We start from the raw sequence: 25094 nt of genomic DNA, 5'->3' as shown, positions 1-25094 counted from the left end.
TTAATATTACTGTAACAATATTGTAATAATAGTACTGTATAATAAAACCATAAAGGAGAAGGAGGGATATCCTTGAAAAAAATAGTTGCTTTATTTGTAGCAGTGATGATGTTTATGACTCTTTTTATGTCATATGGATATGCAGAAGACCTCATAAAAGTTAAAACTAATATAAACGATGTAAAAACGGACAACAAATATTTTATAATTTCTGGGAGTGGACAACCTAATACTACTGTAGAGCTTATCTTAAACGATAATTTAAGCGACAAATGGGTAATTGGCGATACAATGCTTTTCGCAAAATTGTTGACTTTAAGCTATGGGGATAATTATATAGTAATAAAAGCTTATAAAGACGACCAATTGCAAATAATAAAAGGCCATGTGATACTTACAAAAAAGGATGGGATTTTGCAAATAACAATTACTGCCATTGAAGATATAATAAAATCTCTTTTAAAATAGAGGTCTTGAAGGATGAGGGAGAAGATTAAGTCACTGCTATTGTTTTTTCTTGTTTTAACTAGCGTGTATTTAACTTATAAACTGTGGATATCCTTTCCGCAAAATGAATTATCATTTATTAATAAAAAGTCCACAAATACAAAGGTGGACATTTTTCGTATAATAAGGCCAGAATACACTTTTGTGGGTTTGCAAGGAAAAGTGTACTTAGTATCAGATGGTAATCTTTCCTTTTCTTTATGGAAAAAAACAACGGATTTTATTAGTTCAAATAAAGAAGAAAAAATAAATGTAGTCGATGAGAATAGTTGGGAAAACGCACAAAAAGGTACGTTTATGCGGTTTTTAATGGGAAAAAGTGCAAATGGTGACTTGTTAAAAGATATTTTTAGCAACAGAGATAGCTGGTCTAGAAAAATAAATAGCAATGTATATGTAAAAGAGATTATCGTTAACATAGAAAAAAATCAAATTTTTGTGAAGGATGCAGCCAATAAAAAATTTTATAGTTTCAATTATTTAGAGATGGAGGATTTAAAAAACATTATAAAGAATTTCCCTAAAGATGAGGTCAGTGTGTGTGAATCTGTTTATGAGGAAGGCAATGCATATTTTGAAAAAAACGTGTACATACCTTCTCTAACGTTTTCGATAAAAAAAATATATAGTAAAGAAACAAATTTTGAATCTGACCCCCATTTTCTAGAAAAATTTTTTACAAATATCTCTGTTGTAAGAAAAATTACCGAGAATAACGGATGTACTGTTTATACCGACGGTTTAAAAAGTCTGCGCTTATATCAAAATGGGTATATAGAATTTTATGACACTGTTTCTGAAGCTTCTCCCACTGATAAAATTTTTGCACTGAGAAAATCTGTCGTCTTTTTGGAGGAAATAGGGATAAAAGTTGACGATATTTATCTGATGGATTTCAAAGAAGAAAAAGGGGAATATACTTTTTATTTTAATTATATATTTGATTATCCTCTTCGAATTTTGCAAAAAGAAATGCTGGATTTTCCAATCGAAATAAATATTTCAAATGGCAATATTAAATATGCACGAGTTTTGTATTTAGATTTGATGAGTAATGGAAGTTATTTAATTTCTCATACAAAATTGAAGCAACCTCTTGCAATGGGATTAAAAGAGATAAACTGGCGAGAACCGCTTTCTGATTTAAAAATAGGTTATGCGTATTATGAGGGACAATTTATCCCTGTTTGGATTGGAGAAAGCAACAATAAAGTGTTTTTTATAAACATATTTAATGGAAAGTTGATTTACAATGGGGTATAAATTATGAACTGGTCTAAAGCAAAGACAGTGCTGATAATCACCTTTGCGATTTTGAATGTTCTTTTATATCTAACTATTGCTAAAATTAATAAACCGCAACCCCAGCTTTTATCAAGGCAAGATTTGCGTTCAATAGAGGAAGTCTTATTGCAAAACAACATAGTTTTGAAAACTACAATTCCGCAAGAGACAGAGCCAATGCCTCTTGTTAAGGTAACGAGAGAAATATTTGATGAAAGTTTTGTTTTAGAAAATTTTATTAAAAGTCAAAAATATGAAAAATACAAAGAAAATAGATATACAATTTTTAAATTTGAAGATAAAACTATCAAAGTAGATGGCATCAGTTTTTATTATTTTGAAAAGAGCGATAAGTTTAAAGATATGTCTTCTTCTCAAAAGGAAGAGTATGTACAGAATTTTATAAATAATTATCATTTTAAAGAAATAAATGTACAAGTTGAAAAAATTTCTCAAGGTAAAGAGGTAAAGATAAAGTATTTTCAAACCTATAAGGATTACTTCATAGATGGCGGATGGATGGAAGGGAAAATAGATGACAAAAGCTTTGAATTTTCAAAGTCTTGGTTTGGTTCTGTTGTGATGGAAAAGGCGAAAAAAGAGGTGATAAATGCGGCTTATGCTCTTTTGAAGCTTGTGGAGATAAAGACGGATGCAAAACCTATGGTTGTAAAAGAAATAAAATTAGGCTATTATTTTAACTGGAGCAGTGCTACTAAAGGAGAAGCAGTACCTGTTTGGAGGATAACTACTCAGGATGGCAACAGATATTACATAAACGCTTATACGGGAAATTTTGAGGAAGGTAAATAATACCACCTTCTTCTTCTTTTTTTTAACCCTCAAATACTTGTAAAATATTTTAAATTGTATTAAAGTATATATTGTGATACTGTTTAAGTTTAATTTATTTTATTGATTTGAAGGGAAGATTGAAAAATGGAAAAGTTTATAATAAAAGGAGGAAAGCCTCTTAAAGGAAGTATACAGATAAGTGGTGCTAAAAACTCTGCTGTTGCAATCCTTCCCGCAGCCCTATTGGCTGATACTCCGAGTGTGATAGATAATTTGCCTGATATAAAAGATATAGAATTATTAGTCCAGATGATACGCCATCTGGGAGGAAAAGTAGAAAAGAAAAAACACGAAGTAGTAATTGCCCCTGAAGGGCTTAATTCCTTTTACCCCCCTCGAGATTTAGCAAGCCAGATGAGGGCTTCTTATTATCTTATAGGTGCACTTTTAAGTAGATTTAATGAGGCAGTAATAGCTATGCCAGGTGGGTGTAATATTGGTGTAAGACCTATTGATCAGCATATTAAAGGGTTTGAAGCTTTAGGTGCGGAGACTACTATAGAACATGGACTTATAAGGATTAAAGCTGATAAATTAGTAGGGAATCATATATATTTTGATGTGGCGAGTGTAGGTGCTACTATAAATTTGATGTTGGCAGCAGTTAAAGCTGAAGGGGTAACGATATTAGAAAACTGTGCAAAAGAGCCCCATGTAGTTGATGTAGCAAACTTTTTAAATGCCATGGGAGCGAATATCAAAGGTGCTGGTACAGATACTATTAAGATAACAGGCGTAGACAAGCTTCACGGATGTCACTATACTATTATTCCTGACCAAATAGAAGCAGGAACTTACATGGTGGCAGCTGCCGCAACTAAAGGTGATGTGTATATAAAAGGAGTAATTCCAAATCACTTAGAAGCAATTGTTGCAAAACTTGCAGAAATGGGCGTCATTGTTGAAGAATACGATGATGTGATAAGAGTAAGAAGAGAAGGACCTTTAAAACATGTTGATATAAAAACTTTACCTTATCCTGGCTTTCCAACAGATATGCAACAGCCCTTTGCGGTGCTTTTGGCTTTGGCTGATGGCATAAGTGTCATTACTGAAAATATATATGAAAATAGATTTAAATATTTAAATGAGTTAAAGAAAATGGGAGCGAAAGTAAGAGTAGAAGGAAGGACTGCAATAATTGAAGGCGTAGAGAAATTGACAGGTGCACCTCTTTATGCGACAGACTTAAGAGCAGGTGCAGCGATGGTTATAGCAGGGCTTGCTGCTGAGGGTACGACAGAGGTTATGGAGGTTTATCATATAGATAGAGGTTATGAAGCGATGGAAGTAAAGCTTCAACAATTAGGAGCTGATATAGTAAGGGTAAAAGAGTAAAAAAGCTATAAAATTTTGAGTATAATGTGCTGCATAATATCTCATCCTATTTAGTGAGGTGATATTATGCAGCGTCAATTGAAGAGTTTTTTTGCTGGTGCAATTATAGTTTCTTTGGTTATCTCTTTAGTATTTGTATATATTGCACCAAAATATTTATGGGGTAAGGTTATTCCTATACCTTATCCGCCTTCTTCAGGAATAAGAACAGAAGTGGTGATACCAACAAAAGAATCTCCTACAATAGCGGAAGTAGTGGCAAAAAAGGATACTCCTGCTGTTGTGGGAATTACTACTGTAGAATTTCAAAGAGAGTATTATTTTATAGAAAAGGCTGTAGAAGGCGTAGGTTCAGGTTTTATTGTTAATCCAAATGGCTATATTATAACAAACAATCATGTAGCTAATGAAAAATCCAAAAATATAAAGGTATATTTAAGCAATGGCAGTATACTTCCGGGTAAAGTTTTATGGACTGACCCTGTTTTAGACCTTTCTATCTTAAAAATTGATGCAAAAGATTTACCAATTATACCTTTGGGAGATTCTGACAAGATATCGGTAGGGCAAACCGCAATAGCAATTGGAAATCCTTTAGGTCTTAGGTTTCAAAGGACGGTTACTTCTGGAATAATAAGCGCTTTAAATAGAAGCCTTCCTATTACTGAGGGTGGGAAACCACGAATAATGGAAGACTTGATACAGACAGATGCTTCTATAAATCCAGGGAATAGCGGAGGGCCTTTAGTGGATTCTCAAGGCTATGCAATTGGAATAAATACTGCGAAGGTAACAACTGCTGAAGGATTGGGCTTTGCTATACCTATAAACATTGTAAAGCCTATACTTAAGAAAGTGATAGAAACGGGTACATTTAAAGCACCTTATATTGGCATAGTTGCGTATGATAAAGAAATTGCCAGTTACATTTCCGCAGATGTTTATATATATGAGGGGATATATGTGGCAGATATTGATCCTAAAGGTCCTGCTTATAAAGCTGGCATTAAAAAAGGCTATATTATTTTGGAGATAGATGAAAGACCTGTAAATACTATGACAAGTTTAAAATGTATTATTTATGAAAAAAATCCAGGTGACAAAATAAAAGTTAAGTACCAAACCGTATCGGGAAAGACAGGATATACTACTATAACTCTCGGAGAATAGGAGAGGTTTTATGTTTGTTGTGTGTGAAAAGCATTTAGAGGATGCCATCGAAGAATTTGTCGAAGTGTACGAACAACCACCGGATATTTACAAATTGGATGAAGTTTCTTTTACTGATTGGCTGGTACCTCATAAATGTGATTTTTGCGATGAGCCACCTAAATATCTTGTAGTTTAAAAATGAGGGACTTAATAATGAAGATATATATAATAGCTGTTGGAAAAATAAAGGAGAACTATATAAGCGATGGAATAGTTTTTTATTTAAAAAAATTGCGCCCTTATTGTGAAATAGAAATTAAAGAAGTAGAAGAAGAAAAAGCTCCTCAAAATTTAAGTGAAAAAGAAAAAAAGGAGATTTTGCGTAAAGAAGGAGAAAGAGTTCTTTCTAAAATAAAAAAGGGAAGCTTTGTTGTTTCTCTTGCTATAGAAGGAAAAGAAATAGACTCATATAAATTTTCCCAATTTATAAAGGCGACTTTTCAATCTGGTTATAGAGAAATGACCTTTGTAATAGGTGGATCGTTGGGATTGTGGGAAAATATAAAGAAACAATCCCATTTAAATCTTTCTTTTTCTAAAATGACTTTTCCTCACCAGCTTATGAGACTTATACTTTTAGAGCAGATTTATTTAGCTTTTAGTGGAGAAAATCACTTGTGATAAGGTTCATTGTTTAAAATTTTATATGCCCTATATAACTGTTCAAAGAAAATAGTAGAAGTCAAACCTAAACTCATTTTCATGCTACCTATGCTTATGGTCTCATTACAATGAATTTCTTCATTTCCTATGATTATTAATATATCTGTTATTCCAGTAAGTTCAAACTCTTTTATTTTTTCTGCCAATTCCTCTGAAGACAGGGATTTACCTGCAGGTGATATTACTATTTTGTAATATTTATCCGTTTCTTGAAAAGGTATTTTTTGAGAATTTTTGTAGCTTGAAAAAGTGATATTGCAAAATCGGCTCAGCCTCTTTTGATATTCTTTTATTGCATCAGAATAAAACTTTTCTATTTTATTACCTGTAGCATAGACTTTGTAATTCATACAATCACTTCTCTTTTATTTGTTGATAGTAAATATTATAAAGTGATAAAATTATATTGTCAAAAATATTTGAAAATATGTTTTTCATTTGATACAATATACAAAAATAAGATGATGGAGGTATTATCGTGTCTGTACTTGATGTTTTGCAAGAAAGAGGATATATTCAGCAAATGACTCATGAAGAGGAAATACGAGAGCTTTTAGAAAAAGAAAAAATTACTTTTTACATAGGCTTTGATCCTACTGCTGATAGCTTACATGTGGGACATTTTCTTCAAATTATGGTGATGTCTCACATGCAAAAAGCAGGCCACAGGCCTATTGTGTTAATAGGCGGTGGCACAGCGATGGTAGGAGACCCAAGCGGCAGGACTGATATGAGAAAGATGTTGACTAAAGAAGAAATAGATAGAAATGCTGAAGCTTTTAAAAAGCAGATGCAAAGGCTTATCGATTTTTCTGATGGCAAAGCCATCATGGCCAATAATGCTGATTGGCTTTTAAACTTAAATTATATTGAATTTTTGCGCGATATAGGGGTACACTTCTCTGTAAATAGAATGCTTACAGCGGAATGCTTTAAGTCTCGATTAGAAAGAGGCCTTTCCTTTTTGGAGTTTAACTATATGCTGATGCAAGCCTATGATTTTCTCGAATTAAATAGAAGATACAATTGTGTAATGCAAATGGGAGGAGACGACCAATGGTCTAATATTATTGCTGGCATAGAGCTTATACGAAAAAAGGAAGGTAAACAGGCTTATGGTATGACATTTACTTTACTTACCACCAGTGAAGGAAAGAAAATGGGAAAAACACAAAAGGGAGCAGTGTGGCTTGACCCGAATAAGACTTCTCCTTATGAGTTCTATCAATATTGGAGAAATATAGCTGATGCGGATGTGGAAAAGGCTCTGGCACTTCTCACTTTCTTGCCTATGGATGAAGTGAGAAGATTAGGTGCATTAAAAGATAAAGAAATAAACGAGGCAAAAAAAATATTGGCATATGAGGTTACAAAGCTTATACACGGAGAGGAAGAGGCTATAAAAGCCCAAAAGGCGGCAGAGGCTTTATTTGAAAGCGGTGGAGATTTAGATAATGTACCTTCTGTTACTGTCTCTTCTGATGTTTTAGGTAAAAAAATTTTAGATGTGCTTTTTGAAGCAAAGATAATACCTTCAAAGAGCGAAGGAAGAAGACTCATTCAACAAGGCGGACTGTATATAAACAATGAAAAAGTTGAAAGTATTGATGAATATATAAAAGATGAGATGATAAAAGATAATAGTATTTTAATAAGAAAGGGCAAAAAAGAGTATCACAGGCTTGTCATTAAAGAATAAAGGGGGAGCTTTTTGTGTCAAGTGAAGAATTATTAAACCTTGTGTTAGAAAGGCTTAACAGTATTGACACAAGGCTTGAGAAAGTAGAAAACCGCATTGACAGATTAGAAGTTAAATTTACTGAGTTTGAAAAAAGGATAGACAAATTAGAACAAAGAATGGATAGCTTTGAGCAGAGGATGGACAATCTTGAACAAAGAATGGATAATTTCGAACAGAAGATGGGTAGTTTTGAGCGAAAGTTGGGAAATTTTGAAGTAAGGCTGGATAATTTCGAGATAAAGATGGATAACTTTGAAAAAAGGTTAGATAAAGTTGAGCAAAGAATAGATAAAATTGAAAGTGTTGTTACAAGCACCTTTGAACAAGTAGCTAGAAATACAGAATCTTTGACTGAGATAAACTTCCAATTTAAGCGGATTGACAAAAAATTTGAGGTTTTAAATGACCATATACTAGAAAGAGATGCAGATGTGAAGCTTTTACTAGAAAAAGTGGGGCTGTAAAAAATTGTGTCAAGAGAATTTCTCTTGGCACAAATTTTATCAAAAATTAAGCAAGAAGACTCCATCTTCTATAAGATGGAGATGAATTGCTGGAAATATAATATAATATTCTTTGTGTGATGCTAAATGTACAAAACCCAGAAAAATCACATAAGATGTGATAAACAAACATACAAACTACTACGAATACTGTGTCACCTTTCAAAAAACTTGTACAACTACACTTTGTATTACTTGAGGCAGCACTATTTCAAAACCCAGCAATATTTGCAATATGAAAGTGTATATCATATTGTAAAAGAAAATGAGAACTATAGACTTTTGCCATCTCAGGTTGCGCAGCAAACGCTTATTTCTGTAGATGAAGCATTTAAATCATTTTTTAAACTTCTGACAGCAAAAAAAGAAGGTAAGGTTGACAAAAAGATTTCAATACCCAAATACCTTCCCAAAGATGGTATGTTCCTTTTAAGTTTTCCGGAAGACCAATTCAAAGTAGAGGCAAACAAACTAAGAATAAGTCTTGGTAGAGGATTTTACAAAGAATTTGGAGTAAAATACTTGTATTTTGAACTGCCCAAAAATATAATAGGGAAAAAATTAAAGAAGTCAGGATAATACCAAAGTATCACGGCAGATGGTTTAAGATTGAGTATGTGTATGAGGAAGAAGAGAAGTCTTATGATCTTGACAGAAACAGGTATTTGGCGATGGACTTAGGGCTTAACAATTTTGCAGCGGTGATTGATACCATTGGGACTGCCTTTTTGATAGAAGGCAGGTATATAAAATCAGTCAACCGATGGTTTAATAAAGAGAGGGCAAGATTGCAGTCCATTTACAGTAAACAGGGTATTAAATATGGCAAAAAACTTGTGCAAATATCTTTTAAAAGACAGAATGTAATTGACAACTTTTTAAATCAGACTGCAAATCTCATAATCAAGCACTGTTTAAAAAATCAAATAGGGACAGTAGTGGTAGGAGAAATGAAAGAAATAAAACAAGAGATAGAACTTGGCAGGGTAAACAATCAAAATTTTGTAGGAATACCATATAAGAAATTTAAGAGGAAACTTAAGTCGAAGTGTGAAGAGTATGGTATAGAGTACATTGAAATAGATGAAAGCTACACATCACAGAAGTGCAGCAGGTGTGGAGTTGTAAGGAGGAGTAATAGGAAGTATAGGGGATTGTACGTATGTAAGGAATGTGGTTATGTATTAAACGCAGATATAAACGGAGCGATAAATATACTTGAAAAAGTAGCTGGTGAGTCTGCGATGAAGCAGATAACCAGTAGTGGGTGTGTGAACCACCCTGTGAGAATAAGGGCAGTCTAAAACTGTCAAACTTCTTGCGAAGCCTCCACCTCTATAGGTGGATGGTAGTTCACATGTTCTTGAAAGAGGTGCTAAGATGGTCTTTATCGCAACTGCTTTATATATTGAGGCAAAACCTCTAATTGAATATTTTGACTTAAAAAAAGACGTGGAAAATCGATATTTTCAAGTTTTTAGAAATGAAGAAATAACGTTGGTAGTAACAGGAGTGGGCAAAATAAATAGCAGTATAGCTGTTTCTCATGCGGCAACTCGATATTTGTGGGATCCACAAAGTTTTATAATAAACCTTGGTGTATGTGGCTCGAAAGATATGGATGAAAAAATAGGGAACATATACCTTATTAACAAAATTGTAGACAATGAAACTCATAAAAATTATATACCTGATATTTTGATAGACCATCCTTTTGAGGAAAGTGATATAGAGACTTTTAATTATATAGTGAAAGATAAAGGGTTGATGACAGCAAGACTTTGCGATATGGAAGCCAGTGGTTTTTATCAAGCAGCTTCTAAATTTTTTGAAACCCACAGAATTTATATTTTAAAAATTGTCTCTGATAGTACTAATTTCGAGGATGTGTCTAAAGATAAAATTTATGAGTTAGTAAAAAACAAGTTAAGGGAAATAGATGAATTTATTAAAATATTGAAGAATAGTTTTAAGACTAGCGAAATATTTTCCTTTTATGAAAGAGAAATTATAAATTTTCTTTCACAAAAGCTAAAACTTACGGCAAGTCAAAGGCAAATTTTTTATAAAGCTTGCCTACATTATAAGATTAGAAATGGTAGAAATATAGATTTTTTAAAAGACTTTTATGATGTACAGGTAAATAATAAAGAAGAGAGGAAGAGGGCCTTTGAAAAAATTCTCTCACATTTACGTTGAGAAGGAGGTACTTCAAAATCCTATAACGCAAAATATTTTAAAGAAATTTCCTAAAAGTAAAATAGTGCTTATTGACAGATATAGTGAAGTATTCAATAGACCTAATCAAAACTACCTTATACAAAAAGAAAGGCAAAATCTTATATTGGCCAAAAAAAGATATGATTTTATATATCAAGGTTCTAAGCTTTGTGAAGACTTTAAAAATTCTAATTTTTACCACACATCAATTATATTCAATTGTGTGTATGATTGTGATTATTGCTATTTACAGGGTATGTATCCTTCAGGACATCTTGTTATTTTTGTGAATATTGAGGACTATTTTAAAGAAATAGATAAACTTATACAAGGCCAAAAGGTTTATTTAAGCATATCCTATGAAACAGATTTGCTTGCCCTAGAATATCTTATGGGCTTTACTAAACAATGGATTGAATATGCCAAAGGAAATAAAAACCTTGTAATGGAAATACGAACGAAAAGCGCCAATTTTTCTTCCGTAGAATCTATCGACATACCTTCTAATGTAATTTTCGCATGGACATTGTTGCCCCAACCAGTCATTGATAAATATGAAAAGCTAACACCTTCTCTCAGTAAAAGGATAGAAAGCATAAAAAAGGCGATATCAAAGGGTTTAAAAGTTAGAATTTCTATTGAACCAGTGATGTATATAGAGCACTTTGAAGATGTATATTCTAATTTTGTAAAAAAGCTCTTTTTGGAGATTCCTAAAGAGAGTATAAGAGATGTCAACATTGGTGCTTTTAGAATGGTAAAAGAGCAAGCTAAAAAAATAGAAAAATTAAAAGAATATTCTCCGGTATTTTGCTATGATACAGTTGTGAAAGATGGAATATTTACCTATAAGGAGGCAGAATATTTTGAGGGATTTGTTTATAGAGAAGTAATAAAATATATTGAAAAGGAAAAAGTATATGTATTGGATAAACTATCCTGACTAGGGGGTTTTTATTTGTTATTCTAAAAGTAGAGATGTTCTTACTCGTTTTAAGAAGTGAGGATTGTTAAAAACATCTTGATTTTTAAAATAGTTTGCATTATAATATAAATTGTTGGCCCAATACTTATGGGGGGTAGCGGTAAGATAAAGAGAAATAATTTGATTCATATAAAATCTCAAATTGGATACCATAAATATTTAAAGAGGTGATTTGATGTTAGAATTTATAAAAGATGTAGGGTATTTCGAAGAAGTAAAGAATAAAGAAGAATTTTTTATGCTAATGTTCTATTCTAATTCTTCACAAAAGAGTCTTGAAGCCCTGGAAGTTATGAAGAAATTCAGTGAAGACAATCCTAAAGTGCCCGTTTATGTAGTAAACGCTTCTGAGATAAGAGATATTCATCCACAATATGGAATCAAAGTAGTGCCTTCAGTGATACTTTTCAAGGATAAAGAGCCCTGGCAGTTTGTATTTGGACTTCAAAGCAAAGAATATTATGAAAAACTTTTAGTTGTCGCTCCTTCAAAAGCTTCTGATGGGAAAGGTCAAAAGGCCCACAGAGTGACTGTTTACACCACTCCCTCTTGCCCCTGGTGCAATGCTACAAAGGCATATTTAAGACAGCATAACATACCTTTTAGAGAAATAGACGTGAGCAAAAATCCGAGTGCGGCAGCAGAATTAGTAAGGCGGAGTGGCCAAAGAGGTGTGCCTCAGACGGATATTGATGGCACAATTGTAGTAGGGTTTGATAAAGCTAAGCTTAATAGATTGCTGGGAATTACTGAACAATAAGTTTTTGTTCTTGTACCTTTTCTTATAAGTGAGGTATAATAAATAATGTAATAATGTGCGGTAAAAAATAATAAAAGAAAGGAGAAGGAGTTATGACAAAAATACAACCTATAAATGGCCATGCACTTATTAAATTGGAAAAAGAGCCTGAAGAGAAAAAGATAGGCGGAGTAATAATTCCCAAGACTGCTGAAGAAAAATTAAATCAGGGAGTAATTGAAGCTCTTGCAGCTGGTGCCTCCGATGAGCTTGCTGTAGGGGATAGGGTTATATATAAAGAGTTTTCAGGTACGAAGATAAAACACGAGGGAGAGGAATATCTCATAATTCCAGTAGATGACATACTGGCTAAGTTTGTGGAAGTTGACGAAATATAAGAAGTCGGGGAAATTGAAGTCCCGACTTCTTATATTTTTATAGATAATTATTGACATATGTTTATTAAATGAAAATAATTATCAATTTTGTGTCTTTTTCTATTGATTTGGTTGTTTAGGTGGTGTATAATAGTATTGCTTGAGTATTCCTATTAAAATAGTCGGAATTAAAAAGGAGTTGTAAAAGATGAGAGAAACATTGTTAGAAATAAAGGATTTGCATGTAGAAGTTGAGGACAAATATATCCTTAAAGGGCTTAATTTAACAATAAAAAAAGGAGAAATACATGCAATTATGGGACCCAATGGTGGTGGTAAAAGCACATTGTGCAATTCCATCATGGGGAATCCTAAATATAAAGTGACTTCAGGACAGATTTTATTTGAAGGAGAAGATATAACAAATCTAAAAGTCAATGAAAGGGCAAAAAAGGGCATCTTTTTGTCTTTTCAGTACCCTGAAGAAATACCCGGAATAACAGTGGATAATTTTATAAGGACCTCTGTTAATATTGTGACAGGCCAAAATGTGTCGATGCTTCAATTTGCAAAAGACATGAAAAACACATTAGAGCTTTTAGACATGAAATCCGAGTACAGAAGTAGGTATTTAAATGTAGGTTTTTCTGGAGGGGAAAAGAAAAAAACTGAGATACTCCAGATGGCTTTTTTGAAACCAAAGCTTGTAATGCTTGACGAAATTGACTCGGGACTTGATATAGATGCATTGAAAGTTGTTGCAGAAGCGGTTAAAAAATTAAAGACAGAAGACATGTCTATCTTAATTGTCACCCACTATAACAGAATACTGGATTATCTCGAACCGGATGTAATATCTGTTCTTATGGACGGAAAGATTGTAAAAAGTGGTGACAGGGACCTTGCAAAGATTCTTGAAGAAAAGGGTTATGACTTTGTGAGAAATGGCGTGTAACCCATAGGAGGCGAAAATAATGAAAAAACCAGATATAAAGGAAATAGATTTTAGCATATACGACGTCAAAGACAACGTAAAGTATGAGTATCAGACAGGTAAAGGACTTTCTAAAGAAGTTGTTTTAGAAATATCTGAGCAAAAGAATGAACCTTCCTGGATGAGGGATTTTCGATTAAAAGCTTTGGAGATATATCAAAAAATGCCTATGCCCACATGGGGTGTTGATTTAAGTCAACTTGACATAGATTCTATTATTGCCTATATACGCCCAAGTGCAAAAATGCAAAGGTCGTGGGATGAAGTTCCAGAAGAGATAAGGCGTACTTTTGAAAGGTTGGGGATTCCTGAGGCGGAAAGAAAAGCATTGGCGGGAGTAGGTGCTCAATACGACTCTGAAGTTGTATATCACAATATTAAAGAAAGCCTTACTCAACAAGGTGTCATATTTGAGGACATGGACACTGCAATAAAAAAATATCCTGACATAATAAAAGAGTACTTTATGACAAAAAACGTGACGCCTTATGACCACAAATTTGCAGCCCTTCACGCTGCAATATGGAGCGGAGGCACATTTGTTTATGTTCCAGAAGGGGTCAAAGTGGAGGTTCCACTTCAGGCTTATTTTAGAATGAATGCACCAGGAAGCGGACAGTTTGAGCACACTCTCATAATTGCTGACAAAGGCAGTGAAGTACATTTTATAGAAGGCTGTTCTGCACCACAGTATTCTGTTTCAAACTTACATGCAGGTTGTGTAGAACTTTTTGTAAATGAAGGGGCTCGCATAATTTATTCTACTATAGAAAACTGGAGTAAAAATACCTATAATCTAAATACAAAAAGGGCAATTGTTGAAAAAGACGGCATTATAGAGTGGATATCCGGCTCTTTTGGAAGCCACAAGACAATGCTTTATCCTGCTTCTATATTAAAAGGAGAAGGAGCAAAGGCGGAATACACCGGTGTGACTTTTGCTGCAAAAGGGCAGCATTTAGATACAGGTTCAAAAATGATACACTTAGCTCCTCATACTTCTTCAAAGGTTTTAGCAAAGAGTATATCAAAAGATGGTGGAATATCAAGCTATAGAGGACTTCTCAAAATAGGACCTAATGCGGAAGGTGCAAAGGCTTCTGTCCAGTGTGAAGGCTTGATGTTGGACGATATTTCAAGGTCTGACACAATGCCAGTAATAGAAATAGAAAATGACAATGTGGACATTGGTCATGAGGCGAAAGTGGGAAGAATAAGCGATGAACAGATATTTTACCTCATGTCCAGAGGTTTAAGCGAAGACGATGCAAGGGCTATGATTGTAAGAGGTTTTGTTGAGCCTATAGCTAAAGCTTTGCCATTGGAATATGCAGTGGAGATGAATAGGCTCATTAAACTTGAGCTGGAAGGCGCAATAGGATAGGAGTGAAAATATGTGGAAGAGAGTTAGTATAGAGGAAATACAACAGCCTTCTTATAAAGAATACACTTCAGCAGCAATAAAAGATTTGTCTCATGATACAGTAAAAATAAAAGAGACAAAGAAATTAGCTGGATTGCCGACAGAGATATTGGCTTTAAGGGATAAAGCTTTTGGCATAGAAGGCAAATTTATAAATATGGTAAAAGATTTTTACAATGCAGGTTTTCACATTGAGATTTCTCAAAACAGTAATGTTGAAAAACCTATAGTGATTGATTATATAACAAATGAACAAAATGACACATTGATTGATTATAACATAATTGAAGCGGAAGCTAATTCGCAAGTTACAATCGTTTTTGACTATAATTCAGGTACAAAAGGCTTTCACAATGGCATAACGCAGGTGATTGCAAAAGAAGGTTCTACTGTAAATATAGTAAAAATACAAAGGTTGGGAGACGAATTCAACGACTTTGACAACAACCTTGTAATTGTAGGGAAAAATGCTATGGTCAACTGGTCAAATGTTGTGATAGGCTCGAAAGTAAGCGCTTTTGATGTGGCGGTATATCTTGATGAGGTAGGAGGTACCTTTACTTCCAAATCCATTTTTTTAGGTGTGGATAGTCAAAAATATGACATGGCTTATAAAGTATACCACCAAGCTCCTAAAACTACCAGCAGTGTGGACTTAAAAGGAGCCTTAAAAGGAAGTGCAAAGGCTACCTTTATAGGAAATATTGACATTAAAAAAGGTGCAAAAAAGGCAAAAGCTGAAGAAAATGAAACAGTACTTTTATTAGACAAAACTGTAAAATCCGTTGCAATTCCTGCTCTTTACTGCGGAGAAGATGATGTACAGGCAAACCACTCAGCCAGTGCAGGGCAAATAGATGAAGACAAACTCTATTATGTGATGAGCAGAGGCTTTAGTTTAGAAGAGGCAAGGCTTTTAATGGTTCAAGCCATATTAAATCCTGTTATAGACTTGATTCCTTATGACCCTGTAAGAGAAATCATCATAAAGGGTCATATAGGAAGGAGGATTATAAAGTGAAAAATATCGATATTGAAAGAATAAAAAAAGACTTTCCTATATTGAGTGTTAAGCCCCATGGAAAAAGGCTTGTATATCTTGACAATGCCGCTACAACACAAAAGCCAATTGAAGCAATAAAGGCTATGGATAAATATTATGAAGAGCTAAATGCGAATGTGTACAGAAGCCCCCACTATTTAAGCGCTCTTTCCACACAGGCCTATGAAGAGGCAAGAGAAAGGGTAAAAAAATTTATAAACGCCAAAAAAGAAGAGTCTATAGTTTTCACAAGAAATACAACAGAGTCTATAAACTTTATAGCCTACACTTGGGGTATGAAGCATATAAACGAAGGAGACGAAATACTACTTACCATAGCTGAACACCACAGTAATATACTCCCATGGCAGATGGTGGCAGAAGCTAAAGGGGCAAAGCTTAAATATGTCTATCTTGATGAAAATTTTAGGCTTTCTATGAAAGACTTTAAAGAAAAAATGTCTGACAAAGTAAAATTAGTTGCTGTGCAACACATGTCGAATGTTTTGGGAATAATAAATCCTGTGGAGGAGATTACACATATTGCCCACAAATACGGGGCAAAGGTGTTAATAGATGGAGCACAAAGTGTACCTCATATGCCTGCTGATGTACAAAAGATAGATTGTGACTTTTTTGCCTTCTCTGGTCACAAGATGTTAGGACCTATGGGGATTGGGGTTTTATATATAAAAGAAGATTTACTTAAAGAGGTACCGCCATTTTTAAGAGGAGGAGAAATGATAGACGAGGTTTATGAGGACCATTCCACATTTGCACCTTCCCCTCTTAAATTTGAAGCAGGTACTCCTAATATAGAGGGAGCGTATGTGCTTATTTCTGCCATAGATTATATAGAAAAAATTGGGCTTACCAATATATATAAACACGAAGGCGAGCTTTTGGAGTATGGTCTTCAAAAAATGAAAGAATTAGACTTTGTAAAATTGTATGGCCCCAAAGACGCGAAGGAAAGAGGAGGAATAATTTCCTTCAATGTAGAAGGAGTTCATCCTCACGATGTTGCTACAATTCTCGATGAAGAAGGAGTTGCTGTAAGAAGTGGGCATCACTGTTGCCAGCCCTTAATGAGATACTTAGGCGTTCCTGCAACTGTAAGAGCAAGCTTTTATCTCTATAACGATTTTGAGGATATTGATGCCCTTGTGGAAGGACTAAAAAAAGTCAGGAAGTGGTTTAAATGAGCGATTTAAATCAGCTTTATTCTGAAGTTATAATGGAACACTATGAAAACTCCCCTCATAGGAGAGAGCTTAAAGATGCTACTCACAAAGAAAGGGGGCACAATCCTCTTTGCGGTGACGACATTACCCTTTATCTAAAAATGAATGGTGACATTATAGAAGACGCATCTTTTACAGGTCATGGATGTGCTATAAGCCAAGCTTCAACCTCTATGATGATAGACCTTATAAAAGGGAAAGACAAAAAAGAGGCCTTAAGGCTTGTTCAAGAATTTATAGACATGATACACAAAAAAGATATAAATTTAGATGAATTAGGTGATGCACAGGTACTGCAGGGAGTGTCTGACTTTCCTGCTCGCGTAAAATGCGCTTTACTTGCGTGGAAAACACTTCAGGAAATTTTATAAGTCTATAAAATAGCGCCACGAGGGCGTTCACCTTCGTGGCGTTATTGAATTTTTCAAGACATTCCACATTTCATCTTTTACAAGTCCTAATCTCCAAATGGCTATTCCATCAAGTCCAAATCTTTTTGCAAGACCAATTTTCACTGCAAAGCTTTCCTCTGTTTCATTTGGTATTGAAATACCAAGCAAAAGTTTTTCTTTTGGGACATTTTTAGTTGCTTGTTCAATTGCTTGGATTACAAGTTCTTCTGGCTCAGGCTTTGTACCATAGTCGTAAGCCATGACAATTATTTTATCTGCAATTTCTCCGAGAGTTTTGTAATCATATCCTTTATATACACTATTTGGGGCATGGAGAGTTAATGTTATTGATTTTGAGGCATCAAGGCGATTTCTAAGCAGTTTAACAAACTCTGTAAATTTTTGCTGGGTTTGTACGAGGTCTTCTTTACTCTCATTAAGACCAAGTCCTTCGAAATCAAGATTTACACTATCATAAGTTTTTGCTTCTTCAGCGATTGAGGAAATGGCTTTTTCTATGGCTTCTTTAGATGACAGCAAATTAGAGACAGTATTGTCACCATCAGTAACATGAATAACCATTTCAGATTTCAATTCGAATTGGGATATTACATCTAGTACTTTTTCCCATCCATCAGGTCTTTGCCAACCAGTTCGACTTTTTGTCAAGAGATTGCCATTACTGTCTAAACTATACCAACCAAATGCGATGGAACTAAAATAGCCGGTATTGCCAGAAGTATATTCGGGATAACTTTTACCAAACAAATTTGTCCAACTGCTTGTTTGGCTATCTCCCAAAGCATAAAAGCCTGTTACAAACATTTCTTTTGGTGGCGATGTTATTTTTACTGTATAAGTATTTTCATTCCAATCAACATCGCAATTAAAAGCTTCACTAAAAAATCTAAGTGGTATTAAGGTCCTTTGATTTATCATTTGTGGTGATACTCTGAGAGTAATTGGCACATTGTCTTTTATCGCTGTTTTATTACCAATTTGAAGTTTCACATTTGTTTTGTTATCAGTTGCTATAACTGTTTGTGTATGATTATCCCAATTTACAGAAATATTTAAAGCTTCGGCAATAGCCCTAAATGGGACTAATGTTGTGCCATCTTTAAGTACAGGTGCTACATCAAAAGTTACTGGATATCCATCCAAAAGAACTGTAATTTCTTGCTTTTCTTGAGCATTTGCAACCTGTAAATTAAAAATGGTAACTATTAAAAAGGTAGATATAAAGGACAAAACTAATTTCTTTTTGAATGTTTCCATATTTCCCCCCTCCCATGGTATCATTATACATTAAAATTAAAGGGATTTAAAGTCGATTTTTGAATTTTTAGAGTTTTTATATTTTCTTTACTGATTTTATAAAACTTTATTAGAAGTGCAAAAAACGATTATTACACAGGAATTAAAAATTTTTAAAAATTAAGAAGGAAAAATAGGGATTAATGTAGAATTATATACATGTAAAACCAATACATCCATATCTTCACTGGAATAAATTTATGAGGTGTTATTATGAGAATTACTTTGGAATTTGTGGGAGAAAAAAATTTAGTATTGCCAATTCATTATAATTATGTAGTTCAAGGCTTTTTGTATGACCTCATGGGGGACAGTGATTTTGCAGCTTTTTTACATGATGAAGGGTTTCAATATGAAAAAAGAAAATTTAAATTATTTACTTTTTCAAGAATTGAAGGGGAGTTCAAGATTTTAACAGATTCCAAAGGGCAGAAAAAAATAAGCATAAAACCTCCTTTTAAATTTACTGTTGCCTCTCCTTTAGATGAATTTATATTTGATATTTCAAAAAATGCGTTAAAAAAGGAGTATTGCCATTTTAATGGTCAAAAATTTATTTTGAATTCACTCAATATAGACAATCCTCCTGTTTTTAAAAATAAAGCAAGGATAAAATTTATTTCTCCAGTTGTGATGTATACTACTTTAAAGGATGGTGACATAAAGTATACTTATTATTATTCCCCTTGGGATGAAAAATTTTCTCCTCTTTTACTTAATAATCTGCTTAAAAAGTATGAATTAGTATACAAAATAAAAGCGAAAGATCCATATTTTAAGCTTTATCCCTTATCAGAAAAGGAAGATAGGAGATATTCAAAGATGATTAAATACAAAAATGTTTATGTGAAGGGATGGATGGGTATATACGACGTAGAAAGCAGTCCTGAATTATTAGAACTTGCTTACTATACAGGTTTGGGTGCAAAAAACTCCCAAGGATTTGGGTGTTTTGAGATAATTGGGTGAAAGAAAGGAGGTAAGGGAAGTAAAATATATTTTGTTCATCTAAATAGGGATGTGCAAAATTAATTAAAATAGTTACGACCAAAAGCCAGAATATGTATAACATACAATATATAGTAATCAAGACTGACAATCAAACATAAAGTAAGGGATAAGGGAAAAGAAAAGACAAAAAGAGGAGCTAAAAAAGGGCATAAATATCCTGTAGAAGTCAAATGTTAAAAAGTGGCATGAACTAAATTCAGCAAAAGTTAAGCCGATTGCATTAAAGCAACAAGAGACTTAAACTCATCAAATTTACCCAGTTTAATAGCTACAATAGCGACAGTAAGCAAAGTAATATGGCCAAAAGTATTAAGGTTGCTGACAGAATTAATATTTCTAACATAAGCCTTTTCAAAATCTAGAGCTTTAAATCGAGAATTATATCTTTCTGATTCTACTCTTAGTCTATAGACAGCCTTAAAATATAGGGAGTCTCTATTAATAGAAGACCTATAATCAGAAGATATAATAGCATACTTAGTACAGCCTCTATGCTTTTTGCCATTAAAATATTTAGGATGCTTTATAGGGCAGGCAGAGTCATCTTTAGAATTACAGAACTTGCAAACAAATTTTTGCTTAATAAAACCATCAAAATACTGCTTGCCGTCTTTGAGCATTTTAATACCTGCTTCACAAACCATATAACCATCATCAGTCAGTGGGGGACTTTTAGAATTACGCTTGTTAAGAGGAATAAAACAATGACCATGGAGAGTATCTCTAACAAAATTATAAACTCTCTTAACATCATACCCCTTATCGGCAATAAAATTAACATACTTAAGGTTAAACCACTTATTAGTCTTTTCAAGTAAAGACAAAGCAACTTCAAAATCAGGGACATCAGCGGGAGTAGTAGTTTCAGCGATAGGTAATCCAGAGATAGCATCAACAATAATATGATTTTTATAGCCCCAATAAAACTTATAACGTTTATTAGAAGAATCATTAGAAGCAGAATAAACGCCTAATTTACAATCCTTATCAGACTTAGGCTGATTATCTTTAGAGAATTTATTTTTAGAAAAAGACTTAGGGTTATTTAACTTAGTGTTAGCTTTAATAGGGGTAGAGTCCATGGAAATAAACTCACCAGAGATAATGCCCATATTTTTGAGGATATTGACTTGATTTTGAAAGATAGAGGTCAAATAATCATGAGAGAACTCATTAATAAAACGGCGGAAAGTCCAATAAGAAGGAAGAGGTTTAAGGATGTTAAAGCCACAAAGATGAGCAATGATAAGATTATTGCGGAGATAATCTAAAAGGTCAGAAATTGTACCGAATCTTAAAGCTTAATAACAATAAAAGCTCTAAACATTGCATGATGAGAATAACCCTTACGGCCAGGACTAGAGGAAGGGAATTCAGGTATTGAAGACAAGTCTAGATTTTTAGACATAGAAGAATAGAAATCAATTTTAGATAGAGAAGTAAAGAGTTCAGGTATATTTAAAAGTAATTGAAGCTGGTACATGTAGGATTTCCCCCTCCTTAAAAAATATTTTCATGCGGTATATATAATAATTCGACAAATGGGAGGGGAAATCCTACATAAAAGATAAAAAATTCAAGAGTGATAGAAAAAAAGCATGTCTGTGGAATGGCTTAAATGAAGGCTTTTGAATTTTGCACAAGTCTATTCATCTAAAGTAATAGGGGGTGATAAAAATTATTGAGGGAATAGTTCAAATAGGAGATATAGTAAGAGAAAATGACCCTGTAAAGAACATTATAGTCGAACTTCCTTATAAAAAAGGTGAGAATGCACTGCATGTTTTAAAATTCAATTTTCTACCAGAAGAAAACAAATTAGAAATAGATGTCAACGAAGAAATGGATGAGGGTACTGTATTCAAATATTTATATGTAGGGAAGATACTTGGCAATAGTCCATTATGGTACGCTTCAAGTACTTCAAGTGATTATATTTTGACGGAAACAATTTACAATTTGACAAAAATGGATTTTGGTGAAGAGTTAAATAAAAAACTAAAAGATATTTTTGAAAAGTTTTATGTATCTATAGAAGAGTTAGAACCCAAATACCGTTATGTGTTGGATTTAAGTAAATCAGGTTATAAGGAGAAATCAGTACAAGATTTATTCAAAGAAATAAAAGAAGATAAAAAGAATGAAAACTTGTCTCCTAACGAAATTGGAAAAAAATTCAGAAAGAAAGTAAGCAAATATTTTGAGGGGTATTTAAAAAAGAAAAAATATAGAACCAGAAGAAATCGGTTTATATACTGTTTTTATTGAGGGGAAACCTCTATCAAGTTACAAAGAATACGTAGACGCCGTAATAGAATCAAAAAAACCAAAAACACAAAAAACTAAGAAAGCTGGGATTAGCAGAGGGGTTTGTAGTATATGTGGTAGTCAAGATGCAATTGCTTTTGATTCCTCAAAAGTGAAATTTAAATTTTTTACTACGAATCAAATTATCTTTGCAAGTAGCTTATCAAAAAACAATTATTATAAAAATATGCAGATGTGTTCTGAATGTTTTTCAAAATATCAAGCAGGAGAAAATTACATTTCAAATAAATTGTCAACTAAACTTACAGCATTTGATGTACTTATAATTCCGCAGTTTATTCACGGCAAACCGATTAGTAAGTATGATTTAGAGATTGCTACTGACAAAATAATAGATTCATTTAATACAGTGAAATCTTATGAAGGCATTGAGAGATTAAGAGAAGAAATAGGAACATCTTTAGACCTTACGAATGAAAAGAGCTATTTTCTTTTAAATTTTATCTTCTATGAGATTGATAGCCAAGCTACAAAAATTTTAAGACTTATAAAAGATGTAGACCCTTCAATTTTTGAAAGAGTGAGAATAGCTTTAGAAAATGCCAATAAAGATGTCAAGGAAATTTTAGGTGAAAAATACAAAGGGACAATTACATTAAGTACAGTATATTATATTAACCCGATAAGAATTAAAGATGGAAAAGCGGTCAAGTATAGAGATATACTTGAAATATATGATGCTATACTTACAGGTAAGAACCTTAGTAAAAAGCACATAATAAATAATTTAGTAGATGGAGTAAGAATAATCAAGTTTAAAAAAGGCGGTTACAATATAATTCCAGAAAAAAGATACATAGAATTTTATCTTTTAGAAGCAAGTATGTACGTTAAATTTTTAGAATATATGGGTTGTTTAAAGGAGGGAGAAAGATTGGATGTATCTCAATTAAAAATTGATGAAAATATAAAAACCTTTATTAGTAACATGAATTATAATGAACAAGAGACAGCAATGTTTTTATTGGGCTATTTGATAGGACAAATTGGAAATGTACAGTACAAAAAGGCGCAAAAAGGTATTCAAGACGAAGGTACGCCGAATAAGCCTATACTTAATAAAATTAATTTCAATGGTTTGGATAAACAAAAGATTATTAGACTTACAAAGGATGTTTTTAACAAATTAAATCAAGAAAAAATATTACACTACAACGAGGTAACTTTTTATGACATGAAAAGATTAATAGATTCAAACATCAGAAATTGGAAGCTTAATAAGGATGAAAGCCTATTTTATGTACTTTCAGGATATTCTTATGCGACTGCAATACCTATTTTAAAAGAAAAGAAGGAGGTTGGTTCAAATGTCAGTGAATAATAATGAAATTTTATATATTTATGACGCAAAACTTACCAATCCTAATGGGGATCCTGATGAGGAAAATAGACCTAGAATGGATTATGAAAGAGAAATTAATTTAGTTTCCGATTTAAGACTTAAAAGATATATAAGAGATTATTTGATGTTAAAAGGATATGACATATTTGTACGATTAGTGGATGACAAGCCCGTTACAGCAGATAAAAGAGTAAAAGACCTGGAAGATTCATCAAATGAATGGATTTTGGAAAATTGGATTGATGTGAGAATGTTTGGTGCAACTATGACAGTGCAAAAAGACACTAAGACTTTTATAGGACCTATCCAGTTTAATTGGGGCTATTCACTAAATAAAGTTGAGCTTTTAGAAGCAAGTATAACTTCCCATTTTTCATCTAGTGAAACATTTGCCCAAGGTACAATAGGAAAAGACTTTAGAGTTAAATACTCATTAATAGCTTTTTCAGGGGTTGTAAGTGGTCATAGAGCAGAAAAAACAAAACTTAAAGAAGATGACCTTTATCTACTAGATGAAGCTTTAAAACATGCGATACCAAACTTAGTAACAAGAAGTAAAATAGGTCAGTACCCAAGGATTTATATGAGAGTGGAATATGTTGATAAGGAGACAATCTTAGGTGATTTTAGGGATTATATTGAGTTAAAAACAACTACAGATAGTATAAGAGATATTAATGAATGCTCGTTAGAAATGGTCAAATTAGTTAATTTACTTAATGAGAATAAAAATAAAATAAAAAATGTTTATTATTTTGTTGATGAAAGGTTAGAATTAAACATTAATGGCGAGAAAGTTACTTTTGAGGAGGCATTTAAAGAGTTACCACTAAAAAAGGTAGATTAGGATGGTGACTTCCAATGGTCATATTCGATTTATGGGGTAAATTTGCTCATTTCAGGAAATTTTATACAAATTCATCTTCTTTAACTTATTCTGTTCCACCCAGGACTACAGTAGAAGGAATGATAGCTGCTTTGTTAGGTTATGAAAGAGATACTTATTATGAAAAATTAAATGCAGAAAATTTGTATGTAGCTGTTAGAAAGATGAGCAAAACAAAGAAAATAATGCAATCTGTTAATTATATCAAAGCAACTACTCTTGGAGAACTACATTTTCCTAAACAGCATACGCAAATACCTTTTGAATTATTGATTAGTGATAGTAAAATACGTTACAGATTCTATATTATACATAAAGATGAAAATATTTTTAGAGAAATAAAAGAGCGACTCTTCAAAAAGGCTCCTGTTTTTCCGCTCTACTTTGGAAGTGCGCCTTTTAGTTGCTATATAGATTATGTTGAGGAAGTAACTTGGGATTGGGCAACAAGTGAAGATTTTCAAGATATTTATAGTGTTATGCCAAGTGACAAAATTAAAGAAATAGATATCAAAAATATGAAAGGATATTTACTTAAAGAGAGAATGCCGAGGGATTTTGGGATAGATAGAACAATAAAAGAAGTAACTACATATGTGTATGAGGATGTAGGACATCCAATTCGAGTGAAAGTTAACGGGGAATTTATCAAACTTTCAAACGGTGAGAATATAGTGTTTATGTAAGAAGG

Annotated in this window: 27 protein-coding genes and 1 pseudogene; 25 read left to right on the top strand and 3 right to left on the bottom strand. The window is 33.0% G+C overall.

What is annotated here, in order from left to right:
* The first annotated feature begins 72 nt into the window (after positions 1 to 72).
* The 7 genes from THEWI_RS13200 (at position 73) to rlmH (ending at position 5817) form a co-directional block, all read left to right on the top strand.
* Positions 73 to 468, top strand: a complete 396-nt coding sequence (locus THEWI_RS13200; RefSeq protein ID WP_014063748.1) for a hypothetical protein — start codon at positions 73 to 75, stop codon at positions 466 to 468.
* Between the two features lie 12 nt (positions 469 to 480).
* Positions 481 to 1770 carry a two-component system activity regulator YycH gene (yycH, locus tag THEWI_RS13195; RefSeq protein WP_014063747.1) on the top strand — a complete coding sequence of 430 codons (1290 nt, stop codon included), beginning with the start codon at positions 481 to 483 and terminating at the stop codon, positions 1768 to 1770.
* A gap of 3 nt (positions 1771 to 1773) precedes the next feature.
* On the top strand, positions 1774 to 2604 hold the full coding sequence (locus tag THEWI_RS13190; RefSeq protein WP_014063746.1) for a two-component system regulatory protein YycI: 831 nt from the start codon (positions 1774 to 1776) through the stop codon (positions 2602 to 2604).
* Between the two features lie 126 nt (positions 2605 to 2730).
* Positions 2731 to 3984, top strand: a complete 1254-nt coding sequence (locus THEWI_RS13185; protein WP_014063745.1) for a UDP-N-acetylglucosamine 1-carboxyvinyltransferase — start codon at positions 2731 to 2733, stop codon at positions 3982 to 3984.
* Between the two features lie 66 nt (positions 3985 to 4050).
* Positions 4051 to 5154 carry a S1C family serine protease gene (locus THEWI_RS13180; protein ID WP_014063744.1) on the top strand — a complete coding sequence of 368 codons (1104 nt, stop codon included), beginning with the start codon at positions 4051 to 4053 and terminating at the stop codon, positions 5152 to 5154.
* A gap of 10 nt (positions 5155 to 5164) precedes the next feature.
* Positions 5165 to 5332, top strand: a complete 168-nt coding sequence (locus THEWI_RS14070) for a CxxH/CxxC protein (protein WP_003870754.1) — start codon at positions 5165 to 5167, stop codon at positions 5330 to 5332.
* A 17-nt stretch (positions 5333 to 5349) separates the two neighbouring features.
* Positions 5350 to 5817, top strand: coding sequence for a 23S rRNA (pseudouridine(1915)-N(3))-methyltransferase RlmH (gene rlmH / locus THEWI_RS13175; protein ID WP_003870755.1), 468 nt, complete (start codon positions 5350 to 5352; stop codon positions 5815 to 5817).
* Here rlmH and THEWI_RS13170 read toward each other — a convergent pair.
* Positions 5808 to 6209, bottom strand: coding sequence for a 23S rRNA (pseudouridine(1915)-N(3))-methyltransferase RlmH (locus THEWI_RS13170; protein ID WP_014063743.1), 402 nt, complete (start codon positions 6207 to 6209; stop codon positions 5808 to 5810). The two genes, rlmH and THEWI_RS13170, sit on opposite strands and share 10 nt — an antisense overlap.
* Positions 6210 to 6337: 128 nt before the next feature.
* Between THEWI_RS13170 and tyrS the strand changes: the two genes are divergently transcribed.
* The 13 genes from tyrS (at position 6338) to sufU (ending at position 17498) form a co-directional block, all read left to right on the top strand.
* On the top strand, positions 6338 to 7558 hold the full coding sequence (gene tyrS / locus THEWI_RS13165) for a tyrosine--tRNA ligase (RefSeq protein ID WP_014063742.1): 1221 nt from the start codon (positions 6338 to 6340) through the stop codon (positions 7556 to 7558).
* 14 nt (positions 7559 to 7572) lie between these two features.
* Complete coding sequence (locus THEWI_RS13160) at positions 7573 to 8064, top strand: hypothetical protein (protein WP_014063741.1); 492 nt, start codon at positions 7573 to 7575, stop codon at positions 8062 to 8064.
* A gap of 126 nt (positions 8065 to 8190) precedes the next feature.
* Complete coding sequence (locus tag THEWI_RS15885) at positions 8191 to 8682, top strand: hypothetical protein (protein WP_341853088.1); 492 nt, start codon at positions 8191 to 8193, stop codon at positions 8680 to 8682.
* Entirely contained in the window at positions 8664 to 9407 is a 744-nt protein-coding gene (locus THEWI_RS15880) for an RNA-guided endonuclease InsQ/TnpB family protein (protein ID WP_341853109.1), read from the top strand. The genes THEWI_RS15885 and THEWI_RS15880 overlap by 19 nt, the downstream gene beginning before the upstream one ends.
* 76 nt (positions 9408 to 9483) lie before the next feature.
* Positions 9484 to 10302, top strand: coding sequence for a 5'-methylthioadenosine/S-adenosylhomocysteine nucleosidase family protein (locus THEWI_RS13150; RefSeq protein WP_014063739.1), 819 nt, complete (start codon positions 9484 to 9486; stop codon positions 10300 to 10302).
* Positions 10274 to 11266 (top strand): SPL family radical SAM protein, encoded by a 993-nt coding sequence (locus tag THEWI_RS13145; protein WP_014063738.1) that lies wholly within the window; start codon positions 10274 to 10276, stop codon positions 11264 to 11266. The genes THEWI_RS13150 and THEWI_RS13145 overlap by 29 nt, the downstream gene beginning before the upstream one ends.
* A gap of 217 nt (positions 11267 to 11483) precedes the next feature.
* Positions 11484 to 12068, top strand: a complete 585-nt coding sequence (locus THEWI_RS13140) for a glutaredoxin domain-containing protein (protein ID WP_014063737.1) — start codon at positions 11484 to 11486, stop codon at positions 12066 to 12068.
* A 92-nt stretch (positions 12069 to 12160) separates the two neighbouring features.
* Positions 12161 to 12445 carry a co-chaperone GroES gene (locus tag THEWI_RS13135; protein WP_003868733.1) on the top strand — a complete coding sequence of 95 codons (285 nt, stop codon included), beginning with the start codon at positions 12161 to 12163 and terminating at the stop codon, positions 12443 to 12445.
* A 187-nt stretch (positions 12446 to 12632) separates the two neighbouring features.
* A complete protein-coding gene (gene sufC / locus THEWI_RS13130) occupies positions 12633 to 13379 on the top strand; it encodes a Fe-S cluster assembly ATPase SufC (protein ID WP_014063736.1) in 747 nt (248 codons plus the stop codon).
* Positions 13380 to 13398: 19 nt separating this feature from the next.
* Entirely contained in the window at positions 13399 to 14802 is a 1404-nt protein-coding gene (gene sufB, locus THEWI_RS13125) for a Fe-S cluster assembly protein SufB (protein WP_003871433.1), read from the top strand.
* 10 nt (positions 14803 to 14812) lie between these two features.
* Positions 14813 to 15862 (top strand): Fe-S cluster assembly protein SufD, encoded by a 1050-nt coding sequence (gene sufD, locus THEWI_RS13120; RefSeq protein ID WP_014063735.1) that lies wholly within the window; start codon positions 14813 to 14815, stop codon positions 15860 to 15862.
* Positions 15859 to 17088, top strand: a complete 1230-nt coding sequence (locus THEWI_RS13115) for a cysteine desulfurase (RefSeq protein ID WP_014063734.1) — start codon at positions 15859 to 15861, stop codon at positions 17086 to 17088. Before sufD ends, THEWI_RS13115 begins: the two co-directional genes overlap by 4 nt.
* A complete protein-coding gene (gene sufU, locus THEWI_RS13110) occupies positions 17085 to 17498 on the top strand; it encodes a Fe-S cluster assembly sulfur transfer protein SufU (protein WP_014063733.1) in 414 nt (137 codons plus the stop codon). The genes THEWI_RS13115 and sufU overlap by 4 nt, the downstream gene beginning before the upstream one ends.
* A 27-nt stretch (positions 17499 to 17525) precedes the next feature.
* Here sufU and THEWI_RS13105 read toward each other — a convergent pair whose 3' ends face one another.
* Positions 17526 to 18797, bottom strand: coding sequence for a stalk domain-containing protein (locus tag THEWI_RS13105; protein ID WP_014063732.1), 1272 nt, complete (start codon positions 18795 to 18797; stop codon positions 17526 to 17528).
* 252 nt (positions 18798 to 19049) lie between these two features.
* On the opposite strand from THEWI_RS13105, the gene cas6 reads away from it, so the two are divergent.
* Positions 19050 to 19805 (top strand): CRISPR-associated endoribonuclease Cas6, encoded by a 756-nt coding sequence (gene cas6, locus THEWI_RS13100; RefSeq protein WP_014063731.1) that lies wholly within the window; start codon positions 19050 to 19052, stop codon positions 19803 to 19805.
* Between the two features lie 248 nt (positions 19806 to 20053).
* Here the strand turns inward: cas6 and THEWI_RS13095 are convergent.
* A pseudogene (locus THEWI_RS13095) lies at positions 20054 to 21330 on the bottom strand (transposase).
* A 185-nt stretch (positions 21331 to 21515) separates the two neighbouring features.
* Between THEWI_RS13095 and THEWI_RS15170 the strand changes: the two are divergent.
* The 4 genes from THEWI_RS15170 to cas5b are packed head-to-tail and all read left to right on the top strand — an operon-like array spanning position 21516 to position 25089.
* A complete protein-coding gene (locus THEWI_RS15170) occupies positions 21516 to 22115 on the top strand; it encodes a TM1802 family CRISPR-associated protein (protein ID WP_244262253.1) in 600 nt (199 codons plus the stop codon).
* Positions 22075 to 23496, top strand: a complete 1422-nt coding sequence (locus THEWI_RS13085) for a TIGR02556 family CRISPR-associated protein (RefSeq protein ID WP_341853108.1) — start codon at positions 22075 to 22077, stop codon at positions 23494 to 23496. The genes THEWI_RS15170 and THEWI_RS13085 overlap by 41 nt, the downstream gene beginning before the upstream one ends.
* On the top strand, positions 23483 to 24364 hold the full coding sequence (gene cas7b, locus THEWI_RS13080) for a type I-B CRISPR-associated protein Cas7/Csh2 (RefSeq protein ID WP_014063728.1): 882 nt from the start codon (positions 23483 to 23485) through the stop codon (positions 24362 to 24364). Before THEWI_RS13085 ends, cas7b begins: the two co-directional genes overlap by 14 nt.
* 14 nt (positions 24365 to 24378) lie before the next feature.
* The gene (gene cas5b, locus THEWI_RS13075; RefSeq protein ID WP_009052107.1) at positions 24379 to 25089 is read left to right on the top strand and encodes a type I-B CRISPR-associated protein Cas5b; all 711 of its coding nucleotides are present in this window, start codon (positions 24379 to 24381) and stop codon (positions 25087 to 25089) included.
* The last annotated feature ends 5 nt before the right edge of the window (positions 25090 to 25094 follow it).

It is taken from the genome of Thermoanaerobacter wiegelii Rt8.B1, from assembly GCF_000147695.2.
In the GTDB taxonomy this organism is placed as follows: domain Bacteria; phylum Bacillota; class Thermoanaerobacteria; order Thermoanaerobacterales; family Thermoanaerobacteraceae; genus Thermoanaerobacter; species Thermoanaerobacter ethanolicus.
This window is presented reverse-complemented; position numbering and strand designations above follow the sequence as displayed.